Source organism: Hydrogenophaga sp. SNF1 (genome assembly GCF_034421675.1).
GTDB lineage: Bacteria > Pseudomonadota > Gammaproteobacteria > Burkholderiales > Burkholderiaceae_C > Hydrogenophaga > Hydrogenophaga borbori.
In genome coordinates, this window is sequence record NZ_CP139793.1 from 3,791,053 (window position 1) to 3,804,653 (window position 13,601).

The following is a 13,601-nucleotide window of genomic DNA, read 5'->3' on the forward strand; positions in this document are numbered from 1 at the left end:
GCCCGCGGCGACAGCCCCGCGCGCCCGTCGGGCAAGGGCGCCGGGGGCTGGCGCTTCAGCGCCGCACGCGCCCGTCCTCGGTCAGCAGGGTGAGTTCCACGAACCGGGAACCGGTGTGCTTGTTGGGCCCGAAGTCCACCGGGAAACCGCCCAGGTCCAGGCCCCGGATGCCTTCGATGGCGTTGATGAAACCCTCGCGGCTGAGGCCACGGCCCGCGCGGTTGAGCGCTTCGGTGAACACCTTGGCGGCCACGTAGCCCTCGATGCCCGAGTAATTGGGCGCGCGGCCCTGCTTGGCGCGCACGGCGGCCAGGTACTCACCCGACAGGGATGTGGCCGGGCTGTACGGAAACGGCATGACCTGGCTCACCGCCACGCCGCGCGCGTCCTTGCCGAGCTCGTCGAGCAGGGCCTGGGTGCCCACGAAGGACACGTTGTACAGGTTGCCGGCGAAACCGGCCTTGCGCGCCGCGCGGATGAAGGCGGCGCAGGACTTGTAGGCGCTGATCTGCACGATCGCCTCGGGCCGCCCGGCCAGGATGGACTTGAGCGACTCGGCCACGTCCACGGTGTTGCGCTCCACCGTGCCGGTGGAAGCGGGTTCCATGTTGAGGGCCTTGAGCGCGCGCATGACCCCTTCCAGGCCGGTCTTGCCGTAGGCGTCGTTCTGGTAGAAGACCGAAATGCGCTTGATGCCCACCTGCGTGAGCTGGCGCACGATGGCCGCCGTCTCGTCGAAGTACGAGGCCCGCACGTGGATGGCGTAGCGGTTGAAGGGCGTGCGCAGGGCCTCGGCGCCCGAGAAGGGCGCGAAGAACGGGACCTTGGCCTCGGTGGCCAGTGGCAGCGCCACCACGCTGGTGGGCGTGCCGATGTAGCCGAACAGCGCGAACACGCCCTCGCCGATGAACTGACGGGTGTTGGCCACGCAGCGGTCGGGCTCGTAGCCGTCGTCCAGGCGCTTGAGCTCGATGCGCCGGCCGTGCACGCCGCCCTTGGCATTGAGCTGCTCGAAGAAAAGCTGGGCGCCCAGGTGGAACTGCAGGCCCAGCTGCTCCGCCGCGCCGCTGAACGGGGCCGACTGGCCCAGCACGAGGGTGGTGTCGCTCAGGCCGGCGGGGGCCCCTTGGGCGCCCGCGCGGGCGGGCAGCAGGGCCAGGCCGGGCAGCAGGGCGGCGGACCCGGTGGCGGTCAGCAGGCGACGACGTCTCATGGCGGCTCCTTGAAGGACGGAACGGGCTCGGGCAGCCGCAAGGGTATAAACAAGCGTTCATATGCCTGCAGGGGCATCCGCCAGGCGGCGCCCCGGAACGGGCGGACGCGGCGGCCTATGATCGCTTGGCCACACCCCCATTCCGCCATGACAGAAGCATCACTTGTTGTCCGCGGCGCCTGTCCGCACGACTGCCCCGACACCTGCGCCCTGCTGACCACGGTGGAGAACGGCCGCGCCGTGCGGGTGCAGGGCAACCCCGCGCACCGCCACACCGACGGCGTGCTCTGCACCAAGGTCTCGCGCTACGCCGAGCGCACCCACCACCCCGATCGCCTGCTGCAGCCGCTGCGCCGCACGGGTCCCAAGGGCAGCGGGCGCTTCGAGCCGGTCGGCTGGGACGAGGCGCTGGACGACATCGCCGCCCGCCTGAAGGCCATCGCCGCGCGCGACCCGCAGGCCATCCTGCCCTACAGCTACGCCGGCACCATGGGCCTGGTGCAGGGCGAGGGCATGGCCGCACGCTTCTTCCACCGCCTCGGTGCCTCGTTCCTGGACCGCACCATCTGTGCCTCGGCCGGCAGCGAGGGCCTGACCCAGACCCTGGGCGGCAAGGTCGGCATGAAGGTGGAGCACTTCGCCGAGGCCCGGCTGATCCTGATCTGGGGCAGCAACAGCATCGCCAGCAACCTGCACTTCTGGAAGCTCGCCCAGCAGGCCAAGCGCGACGGCGCGCGCCTGGTCTGCATCGACCCCCGGCGCAGCGAAACCGCCGAAAAGTGCCACGAGCACCTGGCCATCCGCCCCGGCACCGATGCCGCCCTGGCGCTGGCCCTCATGCACGAGCTGATCGTCCACGACTGGCTGGACCACGACTACATCGCCCGCCACACCCTGGGCTGGGAAGGCCTGCGCGAGCGCGCCCTGCAGTGGCCGCCCGCGCGCGCGGCCGAGGTCTGCGGCATTCCCGAACGGCAGATCGCCGAACTGGCCCGCGCCTACGGCACCACGAAGCCGGCCGCGATCCGCCTGAACTACGGCATGCAGCGCGTGCGCGGCGGCGGCAACGCCGCCCGGGCGGTGGCCTGCCTGCCGGCGCTGGTGGGCGCCTGGCGGCACCGCGCGGGCGGGCTGCTGCTGTCCAGCTCCGGCCTGTTCCCGGTGCGCCGCGCCGAGCTGCAGCGGCCCGACCTGCTGGCCGGCCTCGCGCCACGCACCATCAACATGAGCACCATCGGCGACGACCTGCTGCGCGAGTCCTCGCCCGCCTTCGGTCCGAAGGTCGAGGCGCTCATCGTCTACAACAGCAACCCGGTGGCGGTGGCGCCCGACTCGGCTCAGGTGGTGAAGGGTTTTGCGCGCGACGACCTGTTCACCGTGGTGCTGGAGCACTTCCAGACCGACACGGCCGACTTCGCCGACTACGTGCTGCCGGCCACCACGCAGCACGAGCACTGGGACATCCACACCAGCTACGGCCACACCGACGTGCTGCTCAACCGCCCGGCTATCGCACCGCAGGGCCAGGCGCGCCCGAACACCGAGGTCTTCCGCGCCCTGGCCGCGCGCCTGGGCTTCGACGACCCCTGCTTCGCCGACGACGACCTCACGCTGTGCCGCACGGCCTTCGGCGACCAGGTCGATTTCCAGCGGCTGCTCGACGTCGGCTGGGCCACGCTGCCGGTGCCCGAGGCACCCTACGCCGAGGGCGGCTTCCCCACGCCGTCCGGCCGCTGCGAGTTCCACAGCGCACGCCTGGCCGCCCAGGGCCTGGACCCGCTGCCCGACCACATCCCCAATGCCGAGCCCGGCGGAACGCACCCCGACTACCCGCTGGCGATGATCTCGCCGCCCGCGCGCAACTTCCTCAACAGCAGCTTCGTCAACGTCGCCAGCCTGCGCGGCATCGAGGGCCAGCCGCGGCTGGAAATCCACGCCGACGACGCCGCGCCGCGCGGCATCGCCAGCGGCCAGATGGTGCGCGTGTTCAACCAGCGCGGGGAGTACCGCTGCGTGGCCGAGGTGTCCGAGCGCGCGCGCCCCGGCGTGGTCAATGGACTGGGCATCTGGTGGCGCAAGCTCGGCCCCTTCGGCACCAACGTCAATGAGGTGACCAGCCAGCGCCTCACCGACATGGGCCGCGGCCCCACGTTCTACGACTGCCACGTGCAGGTGGCGCCACTGGAGGCCTCGGCCTGATGCGCGCGGCCGCGCTGCTGCTGGCGGCGACGGCGCTGGTCTCGGGCTGCGCCCGCACGCAGGGCTTGGGCTACTACTGGCAATCGCTCAGCGGCCACGTCGACCTGATGTGGCGCGCCCGTCCCATCGACGACTGGCTGGCCGACGCCGGCACGCCCGGAGCGCTGAAAGACCGCCTGCTGCTCGCCCGGCGCCTGCGCGCCTTCGCCGTGAGCGAACTGGACCTGCCCGACAACGCCAGCTACCACCGCTACGCCGACCTGGGGCGCAACGCCGCCGTCTACAACGTGGTGGCCGCACCGGCGCTCTCGCTCAGCCTGCAGACCTGGTGCTTCCCCGTGGCCGGCTGCGTGGGCTACCGCGGCTACTACCGCGAGGCCGATGCGCGCGCCTTCGCCGCCGGTCTGGACCGGGGCCTGGAGGTGGCCGTGTACCCGGTACCCGCCTACTCCACCCTGGGCTGGATGAACTGGGCCGGCGGCGACCCGCTGCTCAACACCTTCATCCGCCAGCCCGAGGGCGAGCTCGCCCGCCTGCTGTTCCACGAACTGGCCCACCAGGTGGTCTATGCCAAGGACGACACCACCTTCAACGAGTCCTTCGCCACGGCGGTCGAGCGGCTGGGCGTGCAGCGCTGGCTGGCGCAAGCGTCCACGCCCGGCGCGCGCGTGGCGTACGAAGCCTTCGACCAGCGCCGCCGCGCCTTCCGCGGCCTCACCGCCTCGGTGCGCGCGCGGCTGCTGGCGGTGTATGGCGACGCCTCGCTCGACGACGCGGCCAAGCTCGAGCGCAAGGCGCGCGTGATGGCCGAGTTCCGCCGCGAATACGAGGCGCTGAAGGCCTTCTGGGGCGGCTTCGCGGCCTACGACCCCTGGGTGGCGCGCGCCAACAATGCCCTGCTGGGCGCCCAAGGCGCCTACGACCAGCTGGTGCCCGGCTTCGAAGCCCTGTTCGCGCGCGAGGGCCGCGACTTCGCGCGCTTCTATGATGCGGTGCGCACGCTCGCCGCCCTGCCCCAGGCCGAGCGCCACCAGCGCCTGCAGGCGCTGGCGATCACCCGCTGAACACCAGGAGACCCCGCCCCATGGCCGACATCCACATCGAACGCGAGCACGCCCTGGGCCTGGCGGCCGCGCGCCAGCTGGCCTGGAAATGGGCCGAGCAGGCCGAAGAAGAGTTCGACATGAGCTGCACCTACGAAGAAGGCACCCGCGAGGACGCCGTGCAGTTCACTCGCTCGGGCGTCAGCGGTTGCCTGCGGGTCGAGGGCGACCGCTTCGTGCTCGACGCCAAGCTCGGCTTCCTGCTCGGCGCCTTCAAGGAGCGCATCGAGGCCGAGATCGTGAAGAACCTGGACACCCTGCTGGCGGCGAAGAAGCCCGCCGCGAAGAAGGCGGCCGCCAAAAAGAAAACCACCTGAACGCTCAGGTGGTTGTCGGGGGCTTGCGGCTTCAGCTCAGGCTGTCGATGAGGTCGATGTACTGCTGCATCGCGTCGTCGGACGAGGCGCCCTTGAAGCCGTTCCAGGCGTCCCACTTGGCGCGGCCCACCATGTCGCTGAAACCCGGCTTCTTTTCGGTGTTGTCGCCCGCGGTGGCCTGCTTGTAGAGGCCATAGATCTTGAGCAGCGTGGCGTTGTCGGGGCGCTCGGCAAGCTTCTTGGAATGGGCAACGGCGTTCTCGAAACGGGCTTTGAGGTCGGACATGGGGTCTCCTGAAGGGGGGCGCCAAGGGGATGGCGGTTTGTCCCGGTATCTTACGGAGCCCGGCCTGCCCACAATAGAGAACCCACCCGAGGAGACACCATGGACCACCGCGTCGCGGCCCTCACGCAGGCGCTGAGCAGCACGCTCGGGCTCGAAGGCGAGCGCATGAGCAAGGTCGACACCGCCTGGCTGCGCATGGACTCGCCGGCCAACCTCATGATGATCGTCGGCGTGTGGGTGCTGCGGCCCGGCGTGGCGCGCGCGGCGCTGGAGCAGCGGGTGCGCGAGCGGCTGCTGCACTACCGGCGTTTCCGGCAGATCGCCCGCGAGGACGCGGCCGGCGCCGCCTGGATCGACGACCCCGACTTCGATCTCGCCCGCCACGTCACCACGCACCGCCTGCGCCGCCGACGCGGCCAGGGCGAGCGGGAGGCCTTGCAGGACCGGGTGGGCCAGCTCGCCATGCAGCGGCTCGATCCCCACCACCCGCTCTGGCACTTCGAACTGATCGAGGACTGCGCCGGCGGCTCGGCGCTGATCGCGCGCATCCACCACTGCATCGCCGACGGCATCGCGCTCATCGGCGTGATGATGAGCCTGGTGGACGGCGGCCAGGCCCCGGCGCCGCGCGCGCGGCGGACCAGGCGCGCCAACGAGGGCGCCGAGGACTGGCTGGCCGACGCCCTGATCCGCCCGCTGGGCGACCTCACCGCGCGCGCCCTGCAGGTGGCGGGTGGCGGCGCGGCGAAATCGCTCTCGCTCATGGCCGCGCCGCAGCAAACCCTGGCCAGCGCCGTGGACCAGGCCGTGGGCGCGGCGCACATCGGTGCCCAACTCGCCAGCGACGTGGCCGCGCTCGCCCTCATGCCCGACGACTCGGCCACCCGGCTCAAGGGCACGCCCGGCGCCGTCAAGCGCGTGGCCTGGTGCGAGCCGATCCCGCTGGACGCGGTCAAGGCCATCGGACGCGCCTTCGACGCCTCGGTCAACGATGTGCTGCTGTCCTGCGTGGCCGGTGCCATCGGCCAGTACCTGCGCGGCCACGGCGACGACACCGCGGGCCAGGAGATCCGCGCCATGGTGCCGATCAACCTGCGGCCGCTGGAAGAGGCGTGGCAGCTGGGCAACCGCTTCGGCCTCGTGCCGCTGCTGCTGCCCATCGGCATGACCAACCCGGTGGAGCGGCTCTACGCCGTGCGCGAAGGCATGCGCCAGCTCAAGGGAAGCCTGCAACCACTGCTCACTTTTGCCCTGCTGTCGGTGGCGGGCCTGCTCATCAAACCGGCGCAGGACGCGCTGCTCAATCTCTTCGGGCGCAAGACCACCGCCGTGATGACCAACGTGCCCGGACCGGGCAAAAAACTGCTGTTCTGCGGCAGTACCCTGGAGCAGACCATGTTCTGGGTACCGCAGTCCGGCACCGTGGGCCTGGGCGTGTCGGTGCTGAGCTACGGCGGCGGGGTGCAGTTCGGCGTGATCGCCGACGCCGGGCTCTGCCCCGACCCGCAAGCCATCATCGACGGCTTCGAACCGGCCTTCCAGCAGCTGCTGGCCCTGACGCTGATGCTGCCCTGGGGCCCTGAATGACCGCCGGGGCCGCTCAGGCCACCGCCAGCCGCTGGCTGGCGATGTGCAGCAGCCCGTCGAAAATCAGGCTCTCCACCAGCTCGACCTCGGTGGACATGGACGGCGCCATCTTCCAGCCCGCGCCGCCCGTCATGTAGACCACGGGCGCCTCGCCGCAGTGCCGACTCAGGTTCTCCACCATGCGCTGCACCGCGCCGGCAATGGCAAAGGTGCCGCCGCTGGTGAGCGCGTCGCTGGTGTTGGTGGGAAAGTCGCGCACGTCGCCCGTGGGCACGTGCAGGCCGGCGGTGCCCGATTCGAGCGCGCGCAGCATGATGCCGTGCCCTGGCAGGATCAGGCCGCCCAGGAACTTGCCCTCGGCGTCGATGGCCTCGACCGTGACCGCCGTGCCCACCATCACCACCACGCAGGGCCGCTGGGGGCCCTGGGCGAGCAGTCGCTGGCGCGCCCCGATCATGGCCACCCAGCGGTCGGAGCCCAGCCGCGCGGGGTGGTCGTAGCCGTTGACCACGCCGGCCTCGGCATTGCCCGAGACCACCCACTGGGGGGTCACGTCCCACATCTCCAGCTGCTCCTCGACGCGGCGCTTGACCGCATCGCCCGCCACGACACAGCCCAGCACCCAGCGCGGCGTGGGCAGGCGGCTCCAGTCGCCCTCTTCGAGGGTTTCGATGTTCTCGAGGAATTGCGCGCCGTGCGTGATCAACCGGGCACCGACGCGCGGCTCGTCGTACAGCGCCCACTTCAGGCGCGTGTTGCCGACATCCAGGGCGAGAAAAGCCATGGGGCGCGATTATGACAAGGGCCTGATCCCGGCGGGGATGGGCCCGAAGCGCCCGGGGACCGGCTCGATCGGGCGCCCCTTGGACAGGGTGGCGGGCGTCAAATCAGGCCAAGCCAGCAGGCCCGCTGCACGGCGCCGAGCTTGTTGTCGGTCTGCAGCTTGGCCATGGCGTTGGCCAGATGGTAGTTCACGGTGCGCTCCGAGCAGTCCATGCGCAGCGCGGTTTCGCGCGCGGTCAGGCCCTCGAAGGCCAGGTTGAGGCTTTCCAGCTCGCGCGGGCTCAGGCTCACGCGCTGCTCCGCCAGGGCGCGCTTGAGCATGGGCCAGACATTGAAGACCGACCAGGCCAGCGTGGCGGCTTCCAGGCGGCTGTCGTAGGCGCGCGGGCTGAACATGAAACATTCGAAGGCCCGGCCAGCCGGCAAGGGGAAGGCCACCCGCACCAGGCTCTGCTGCCCGTGGGCCAGAAACAGGCGACGCCAGCGACTGGAATGCTCGGCGGCCGACTTGGAAATATCCTGCCAGGCCACCAGGGGCGCGTCGCTTTCACGCCAGCTCGCGCCAAAATCCACGCTGGCCGCCAAGGCCTCGGCGGGTGCCAGCATGCGGGGGGGATGCACGGCCAGCAGCTCGCGGCGCTCGCGCGGGCCCAGGGGGTCCGGGCCCAGCACCATCACCACTTCCACCCCCTGTTCGCGCAGCGCCATCAGCCAGTCGGCCAGGATGCTGTCGACGCCGACACTGTCAAAGTTGACAGGGAGTGTCATGGGCGCGGGGCCTCGCGAGGTTGCAGAATGCGCGCAACCCGGGCGTCGGAGTCGACGCCCGCGAGAGGCCAGTCAGGACAGGAGACCATATTGCGGCTGAACCGGTTGCAGTGGAAAAGCGGGTGGGCAAGGTGGCGGCAGTGGTTGCTCGACGAAGTCGTGCACACGCCGCTGGAGCCCATTTTGCACCCATCGCCGCGCCGACTGGTGTGGATCGGCTTCTTCACGTTCAGCGGGCACCTGCTGATCTACTGGATCTGGGCGCACGCCGTGCCCCAGCCCTACGAGAACCCACTGGCCCGGCTCCTGATGGCGTTCACGGCGCTCATCTACCTCATGCCCAGCCTGCGCCGCGACCCGACCTCGGCCGCCAGCGGGCGTCTGTTCAGCCTGGCCACCTGGATCCAGCTGCCGTGGTTCTTCACCTGGATGTACGCCATGAACGGCGGCAACCCCGCCTGGCTGGGCAGCGTCGCGGCCATGGTCCTCATCTACTACCACGCCACCGACTGGCGCCTGGCCACGCTGGGCCTGTTCACCGGCGGTGCGGCGGGGCTGTACTCGGCGCACCTCATGGGCGCCAGCCCCGTGGGCCCGGAGCAGCCCCTGGCCAACGTGGTCGTGATCGCCTTCGCCTGGACCATGGGCCTGATGCTGGGCATCTCCAGCGCCAACCTGCGCCGCGCCCGGTTGCTCAACACCCTCTCCACCATGGGCGTGATGGCGCACGAGTTGCGCACCCCTCTGGCCACCGTGAACCTGATGGGTGACGTGCTGCGCAACCTCTCGCAGCACGACGTGAGCGACGCCAAGCGCAAGAAGTTCGAGGAACTGGCCACGCGGCTGCAAAACCTGGTGCGCAGCATGAACCGCCAGATCGACACCCAGATCTCCAACGCCCAGCTGCTGCGCCTGCCGCGCGAACAAAGCACCATCCGGGCGGCCGAACTGGTTCAGGAGGTGGTCGCCAACTACCCCTACCGCAGCTCGCGCGAGCGCGACTGCGTGCGTGTGCAGGTGCAGCAGGACTTCTGCTTCCTCGGTTCGCGCTCCCTGTTCGCCCAGGTGGTGATCAACCTGCTGAAGAACGCCCTGCACGCCTTGGCGGCCGCCAGCCACGCGCCCCAACCGGGCGATTTGCGGGTCGACGTGGGCATCCATCACGGCAAGGGCCGCATCGCCGTCTCGGACGACGGCGTCGGCATCTCGCACGAGTTGCAGAATCGCATCTTTGAACCTTTTTATTCCTCGCAGGCCGGCGCAGGCAACGGACTGGGCCTCACGTTCTGCAAGAACGTGGTCGAAGCCGCGCGTGGCCGCCTGAGCGTGCACTCCGAACCCGGACTGGGCGCCGTCTTCATGATCGACCTGCCCCTGACCGCGACGGCGCCCGTTCGGCCCGCCGCCACCGCCCAATCCCAATGGCTCTGACCCTCTCCCTCTTCCAGCGCCCAGGCGGCGTCCTCTTTCTGGACGACGACCCGGACTACCTCGAAATGCTCGGCATGGTGGTGCCCGCCCAGACCCAGGTGGAGCTCTACTCCCGGCCGTCCGGCTTCCTGGCCCGTATGCAGGCCGAGCCCGCGCACTGGGAGGCCGACGCCGCCCTGCAGCTGCAGATGATCGACCGCTGGCGCCAGGGGCAACCCCTCATTCCCCAGGTCCTGCGCTACTGGGCCAGTCGCCCCGAGCGCTACCACCTGGCCCAGGTCTGCGTGGTCGACTACGCCATGCCCGGCACCGACGGCCTGACGGTGCTCAACACCCTGCTCGACTGGCCGGGCGCGCGCGTGCTGCTCACCGGCCAGGCCGACGAGCAGATCGCCATCCAGGCCTTCAACAACGGCCTGATCGACCAGTTCGTGCCGAAACAGGCCACCGACATCACCCGCCACCTGCTGGGCGTGCTGCGCCGCCTGGCCCAGGCGCCCCACCCGCGGCTGAACACCCTGTGGCGCGGCGTGCTGCGGCCCAATCAGCTGTCGCTGCTGCAGATCCCTTCGGTGGCGCAGTGGCTGCGCGACTACACCCACCACCACTGGGTGGAGTACGTGGTGATCGGCGAGCCCTTCGGCCTGATCGGCCTGGACATGGCTGGCCAGGTGCACTGGCTGCAACTTGAGCCCACCTCCAGCCTGCCCGACCTGGCCGATCTCGCCGCCTCGGCGGCGCTGGGCATGGAGGTGGTGCAGGCCATCCGCGCCGGCCAGCGCTTGGCCGCGGTGGAACTGCACCAGCAACTTGCCCTGCCCGGTCGGGTGCGCACGGCGCCCGCCATCGCCATCGGCGAGGACGGCCTGCTCATGGCCGCGCCCTTCCAGCTCGAAGGGACCGAATTGCCCCAGCCCATCTACCCGTACCGCAATTTCCTGCAGTCCGAGAACCACCGCATGGTGCAGGACCACTGAGGCGGCGGGCGGCACGCGTCCGCCCGTGCCCCTCAGTCGGCCGCGCCCGCCCGCGCGCGGCGGGCGATCGGCCACTCCCAGGGCTGCACGATGGGAGCCACCTCGCGCAGCACCGCCTCGATGTGCTCGATCTCGGCCTCGGTGAGCGCGGCGTTCAGCGTCAGTCGCACCATGGCGCGGTTGCGGCTGGTCGCGGGCGCACAGAAGATGGCACCGAACAGGCCGCGGGCTTCCAGTTCATCGCGCAGGCGCATGGTCCCGGGCTCGGTGCCGGCCTCCAGCGCGATGATCTGCTCACTGCCCTGGTGGATGGGGTAGCCCATGTCGCTGATGCTGGCGCGCAGGCGCCGCGTGATGGCCATGAGCCGCTCGCGCGCCGCGTCGGCGCGCTGCAGCACACCCACGGTGGCGCGCAGGCCGGCCACCTCGTGCGGCAGCAGGCAGGAGCTGAAGATGTTCGGGAAACTGGAGCTCAGCACGTAGTAGCGCATGCTGGCCGGCATGGTGAAGAAGCCGGCGCGCCCGGCCATGGCCTTGGCCAGGCTGGCGGTGATGAAGTGCACCCGGTCGGTCAGGCCCAGCTCGGCGCACAGGCCGGCGCCGCGCGGGCCATGGGTGCCCAGCGAATGCGATTCGTCGACCAGGATCATGGCGCCGTGCTTCTCCACCACCTCGACCATCTCGCGCAGGGGGCAGACGGCGCCGGTCGTGCTGTAGACCGAGTCCACCACCACCACGCCCGGGCCCTTCTTGGTCAACACCCGGTCCAGGTGGTCCGGGTCGTTGTGGCGAAACGGGGACGCGGGCGCCCGCGCCGCATGGGCGCCTTCCCACAGCGAGGTATGGGCCATGGTGTCGATGTAGACCGGCGTGTCGGCGTTGGCGATGGCCTGCAGCAGGCCCACGTTGGCCGAGTAGCCCGATTGGCAAATCAGGCCGTCCTCCTTGCCCACCCAGTTCGCCATCTCCAGCTCCAGGGCCCGCGAGGGGTGCTGGGCCAGCAGAAACACGCCCGACTGCACCACGAATTCCGAGTTGCGGGTGAGGGCCGCGACCTGTGCCGACACGATGTCCGGGTGTCCGGTGACGCTCAGGTAGTCGTTGCCGTCCAGGCGCACCGCGTTGGGTCCGGGCTGGCTGCCGTGCAGCACGAATTTGCCCCCCCAGTCCCCCTCCCAGCGGGGCAGGAAGTCCCGCTCCAGGCGCGCGCGCAAAGCGGGGTTGAGCGGCGGATCCTTCGGCGCCGCGAGTTCGAGCGTTCCCAACGTTGTCATGGAGTTCCCTTTAAAGACCTAGGACTCCATTGAAAAAAGAAATGTGTGACGGATCGCACAAACCCTGTCAGGATTGACAGGGGGCTTGACGCTTTCGTCTCAACTTTGAGTTTGGAAAACCGACCAGTGGTCGGGCAGGCGCTTCTTTTTCGCAACATGTTGTGGCTGGCTTTCGCATCTGGTTACGTGTCCAGCCATCGCATCCGCGCCTTTTTTTGCTGCAAAGCAGCGGCACCAGATCGGTGCCAGTGGCGCCGGCGGGCCGACACCCGCCCTGAGACACACGCGGCGCCATAATTCACATTATGAAATTTTGAAGAATTTCATCGCCCGCTTCAAAAAAATTCACGCGGTTCGCTGACCGCTGTCCCCTTCGCGAACAGAAGGCGGACAAGAGGCTGACACCCCGCCCCACGCTCCGTGAAAACCCTGTCTTGGTAAGCATGCACCCGGAAGGATGATGCCCGCTCCACCTGACCCTCACTGGAGACAAACCGATGTCCGAGAAGAAAACCGTCCCGTCCCGTCGCGGCGTGCTCAAGGGTGCCGCCGTCGCCACCGGTGCCATGGCCGTGCCGATGGTCGCCACCGCACAGACCACCACGCTTCGCTTCCAGTCCACTTGGCCCGCCAAGGACATCTTCCACGAGTACGCCAACGACTTCGCCAAGAAAGTCAACGACATGGCGGGCAACCGCCTCAAGATCGAGGTGCTGCCCGCCGGTGCGGTGGTGCCGGCCTTCCAGCTGCTCGAAGCGGTGTCCAAGGGCACGCTGGACGGCGGCCACGGCGTGATCGCCTACCACTACGGCAAGAACTCGGCCCTGGCCCTCTGGGGCTCCGGCCCCGCCTTCGGCATGGACCCGAACATGGTGCTGGCCTGGCACTACTACGGCGGCGGCAAGGACCTGGTGGACGAGATCTACAAGTCCCTGAACATGGACGTCGCGTCCTTCCTCTACGGCCCCATGCCTTGCCAGCCCCTGGGCTGGTTCAAGAAGCCGGTGGCCAAGGTCGAGGACATGAAAGGCCTGAAGTTCCGCACCGTGGGCCTGGCCGTGGACGTGTTCACCGCCATGGGCACCGCGGTCAACCCGCTGCCCGGCGGCGAGATCGTCCCCGCGCTGGACCGCGGCCTGATCGACGCGGCCGAGTTCAACAACGCCTCGTCCGACCGCGTGCTGGGTTTCGCCGACGTGGCCAAGAACTGCATGCTGCAGAGCTTCCACCAGAGCGGCGAGCAGTTCGAGATCCTGTTCAACGGCGCCAAGTACAAGGCCCTCAACGGCGAACTCAAGGCCATCATCGACTACGCCGTGCAGGCCGCCAGCGCCGACATGAGCTGGAAGGCCATCCACCGCAACAGCGAGGACTACATCGAGCTCAAGAAGGCCGGTGTCAAGTTTTTCAAGACGCCCGACCCGGTGCTGCGCGCGCAGCTCGCCGCCTGGGACGCGACCATCGCCAAGAAGTCCGGCGAGAACCCGCTGTTCAAGAAGGTGCTCGACTCGCAGAAGGCTTTCGCCGCCCGCGCGGGCCAGTGGCAGAACGACTACACGGTCGATTTCAAGATGGCCTACAACCACTACTTCGGCCGCGGCGCCAAGAAGAGCTGATCGCCAACAGCCAGCCCAGGAAAGGGCGCCCCCTTGGGCGCCCTTTC

12 protein-coding genes are annotated in these 13,601 nt (G+C 69.5%); 7 read left to right on the forward strand and 5 right to left on the reverse strand.

The annotated features are described in order from the left end of the window. Positions 1–55: 55 nt before the first annotated feature. Positions 56–1,213 (reverse strand): ABC transporter substrate-binding protein, encoded by a 1,158-nt coding sequence (locus SOM08_RS18180; protein ID WP_322469455.1) that lies wholly within the window; start codon positions 1,211–1,213, stop codon positions 56–58. 147 nt (positions 1,214–1,360) lie between these two features. On the opposite strand from SOM08_RS18180, the gene SOM08_RS18185 reads away from it, so the two are divergent. Genes SOM08_RS18185 through SOM08_RS18195 form a run of 3 tightly spaced genes read left to right on the forward strand, consistent with a single transcriptional unit; the run spans position 1,361 to position 4,832 of the window. Then, complete coding sequence (locus tag SOM08_RS18185; protein WP_322469456.1) at positions 1,361–3,412, forward strand: molybdopterin oxidoreductase family protein; 2,052 nt, start codon at positions 1,361–1,363, stop codon at positions 3,410–3,412. After that, positions 3,412–4,476 carry an aminopeptidase gene (locus SOM08_RS18190; RefSeq protein WP_322469457.1) on the forward strand — a complete coding sequence of 355 codons (1,065 nt, stop codon included), beginning with the start codon at positions 3,412–3,414 and terminating at the stop codon, positions 4,474–4,476. Before SOM08_RS18185 ends, SOM08_RS18190 begins: the two co-directional genes overlap by 1 nt. Positions 4,477–4,496: 20 nt before the next feature. Next, positions 4,497–4,832: a polyhydroxyalkanoic acid system family protein gene (locus SOM08_RS18195; RefSeq protein ID WP_116960771.1), complete on the forward strand. Its 336-nt coding sequence runs from the start codon at positions 4,497–4,499 to the stop codon at positions 4,830–4,832. 31 nt (positions 4,833–4,863) lie between these two features. Here the strand turns inward: SOM08_RS18195 and SOM08_RS18200 are convergent, their stop codons facing one another. Further along, entirely contained in the window at positions 4,864–5,118 is a 255-nt protein-coding gene (locus tag SOM08_RS18200; RefSeq protein WP_116960772.1) for an acyl-CoA-binding protein, read from the reverse strand. Between the two features lie 99 nt (positions 5,119–5,217). Between SOM08_RS18200 and SOM08_RS18205 the strand changes: the two genes are divergently transcribed. Then, positions 5,218–6,705 (forward strand): wax ester/triacylglycerol synthase family O-acyltransferase, encoded by a 1,488-nt coding sequence (locus tag SOM08_RS18205; RefSeq protein WP_116960773.1) that lies wholly within the window; start codon positions 5,218–5,220, stop codon positions 6,703–6,705. 13 nt (positions 6,706–6,718) lie between these two features. Here SOM08_RS18205 and SOM08_RS18210 read toward each other — a convergent pair whose 3' ends face one another. After that, positions 6,719–7,489, reverse strand: a complete 771-nt coding sequence (locus SOM08_RS18210; RefSeq protein ID WP_116960774.1) for a type III pantothenate kinase — start codon at positions 7,487–7,489, stop codon at positions 6,719–6,721. A 98-nt stretch (positions 7,490–7,587) separates the two neighbouring features. Then, a complete protein-coding gene (locus SOM08_RS18215; protein ID WP_116960775.1) occupies positions 7,588–8,256 on the reverse strand; it encodes a helix-turn-helix transcriptional regulator in 669 nt (222 codons plus the stop codon). 144 nt (positions 8,257–8,400) lie between these two features. On the opposite strand from SOM08_RS18215, the gene SOM08_RS18220 reads away from it, so the two are divergent. After that, the gene (locus SOM08_RS18220; protein WP_245981114.1) at positions 8,401–9,687 is read left to right on the forward strand and encodes a sensor histidine kinase; all 1,287 of its coding nucleotides are present in this window, start codon (positions 8,401–8,403) and stop codon (positions 9,685–9,687) included. Continuing rightward, positions 9,678–10,664, forward strand: coding sequence for a response regulator (locus tag SOM08_RS18225; protein ID WP_083292756.1), 987 nt, complete (start codon positions 9,678–9,680; stop codon positions 10,662–10,664). Before SOM08_RS18220 ends, SOM08_RS18225 begins: the two co-directional genes overlap by 10 nt. 32 nt (positions 10,665–10,696) lie before the next feature. Here SOM08_RS18225 and cqsA read toward each other — a convergent pair whose 3' ends face one another. Continuing rightward, positions 10,697–11,938: an alpha-hydroxyketone-type quorum-sensing autoinducer synthase gene (gene cqsA, locus SOM08_RS18230; RefSeq protein ID WP_116960777.1), complete on the reverse strand. Its 1,242-nt coding sequence runs from the start codon at positions 11,936–11,938 to the stop codon at positions 10,697–10,699. Positions 11,939–12,435: 497 nt separating this feature from the next. Here cqsA and SOM08_RS18235 point away from each other — a divergent pair, with 497 nt between their 5' ends. Continuing rightward, the gene (locus SOM08_RS18235) at positions 12,436–13,554 is read left to right on the forward strand and encodes a TRAP transporter substrate-binding protein (protein WP_116960778.1); all 1,119 of its coding nucleotides are present in this window, start codon (positions 12,436–12,438) and stop codon (positions 13,552–13,554) included. Positions 13,555–13,601 lie beyond the last annotated feature (47 nt).

Excerpts from the sequence above, each read along its gene's own strand:
- SOM08_RS18180 (WP_322469455.1), bottom strand. The coding sequence starts at position 1,213 with ATGAGACGTCGTCGCCTGCTGACCGCCACCGGGTCCGCCGCCCTGCTG.
- SOM08_RS18185 (WP_322469456.1), top strand. The coding sequence starts at position 1,361 with ATGACAGAAGCATCACTTGTTGTCCGCGGCGCCTGTCCGCACGACTGC.
- SOM08_RS18190 (WP_322469457.1), top strand. The coding sequence starts at position 3,412 with ATGCGCGCGGCCGCGCTGCTGCTGGCGGCGACGGCGCTGGTCTCGGGC.
- SOM08_RS18195 (WP_116960771.1), top strand. The coding sequence starts at position 4,497 with ATGGCCGACATCCACATCGAACGCGAGCACGCCCTGGGCCTGGCGGCC.
- SOM08_RS18200 (WP_116960772.1), bottom strand. The coding sequence starts at position 5,118 with ATGTCCGACCTCAAAGCCCGTTTCGAGAACGCCGTTGCCCATTCCAAG.
- SOM08_RS18205 (WP_116960773.1), top strand. The coding sequence starts at position 5,218 with ATGGACCACCGCGTCGCGGCCCTCACGCAGGCGCTGAGCAGCACGCTC.
- SOM08_RS18210 (WP_116960774.1), bottom strand. The coding sequence starts at position 7,489 with ATGGCTTTTCTCGCCCTGGATGTCGGCAACACGCGCCTGAAGTGGGCG.
- SOM08_RS18215 (WP_116960775.1), bottom strand. The coding sequence starts at position 8,256 with ATGACACTCCCTGTCAACTTTGACAGTGTCGGCGTCGACAGCATCCTG.
- SOM08_RS18225 (WP_083292756.1), top strand. The coding sequence starts at position 9,678 with ATGGCTCTGACCCTCTCCCTCTTCCAGCGCCCAGGCGGCGTCCTCTTT.
- cqsA (WP_116960777.1), bottom strand. The coding sequence starts at position 11,938 with ATGACAACGTTGGGAACGCTCGAACTCGCGGCGCCGAAGGATCCGCCG.
- SOM08_RS18235 (WP_116960778.1), top strand. The coding sequence starts at position 12,436 with ATGTCCGAGAAGAAAACCGTCCCGTCCCGTCGCGGCGTGCTCAAGGGT.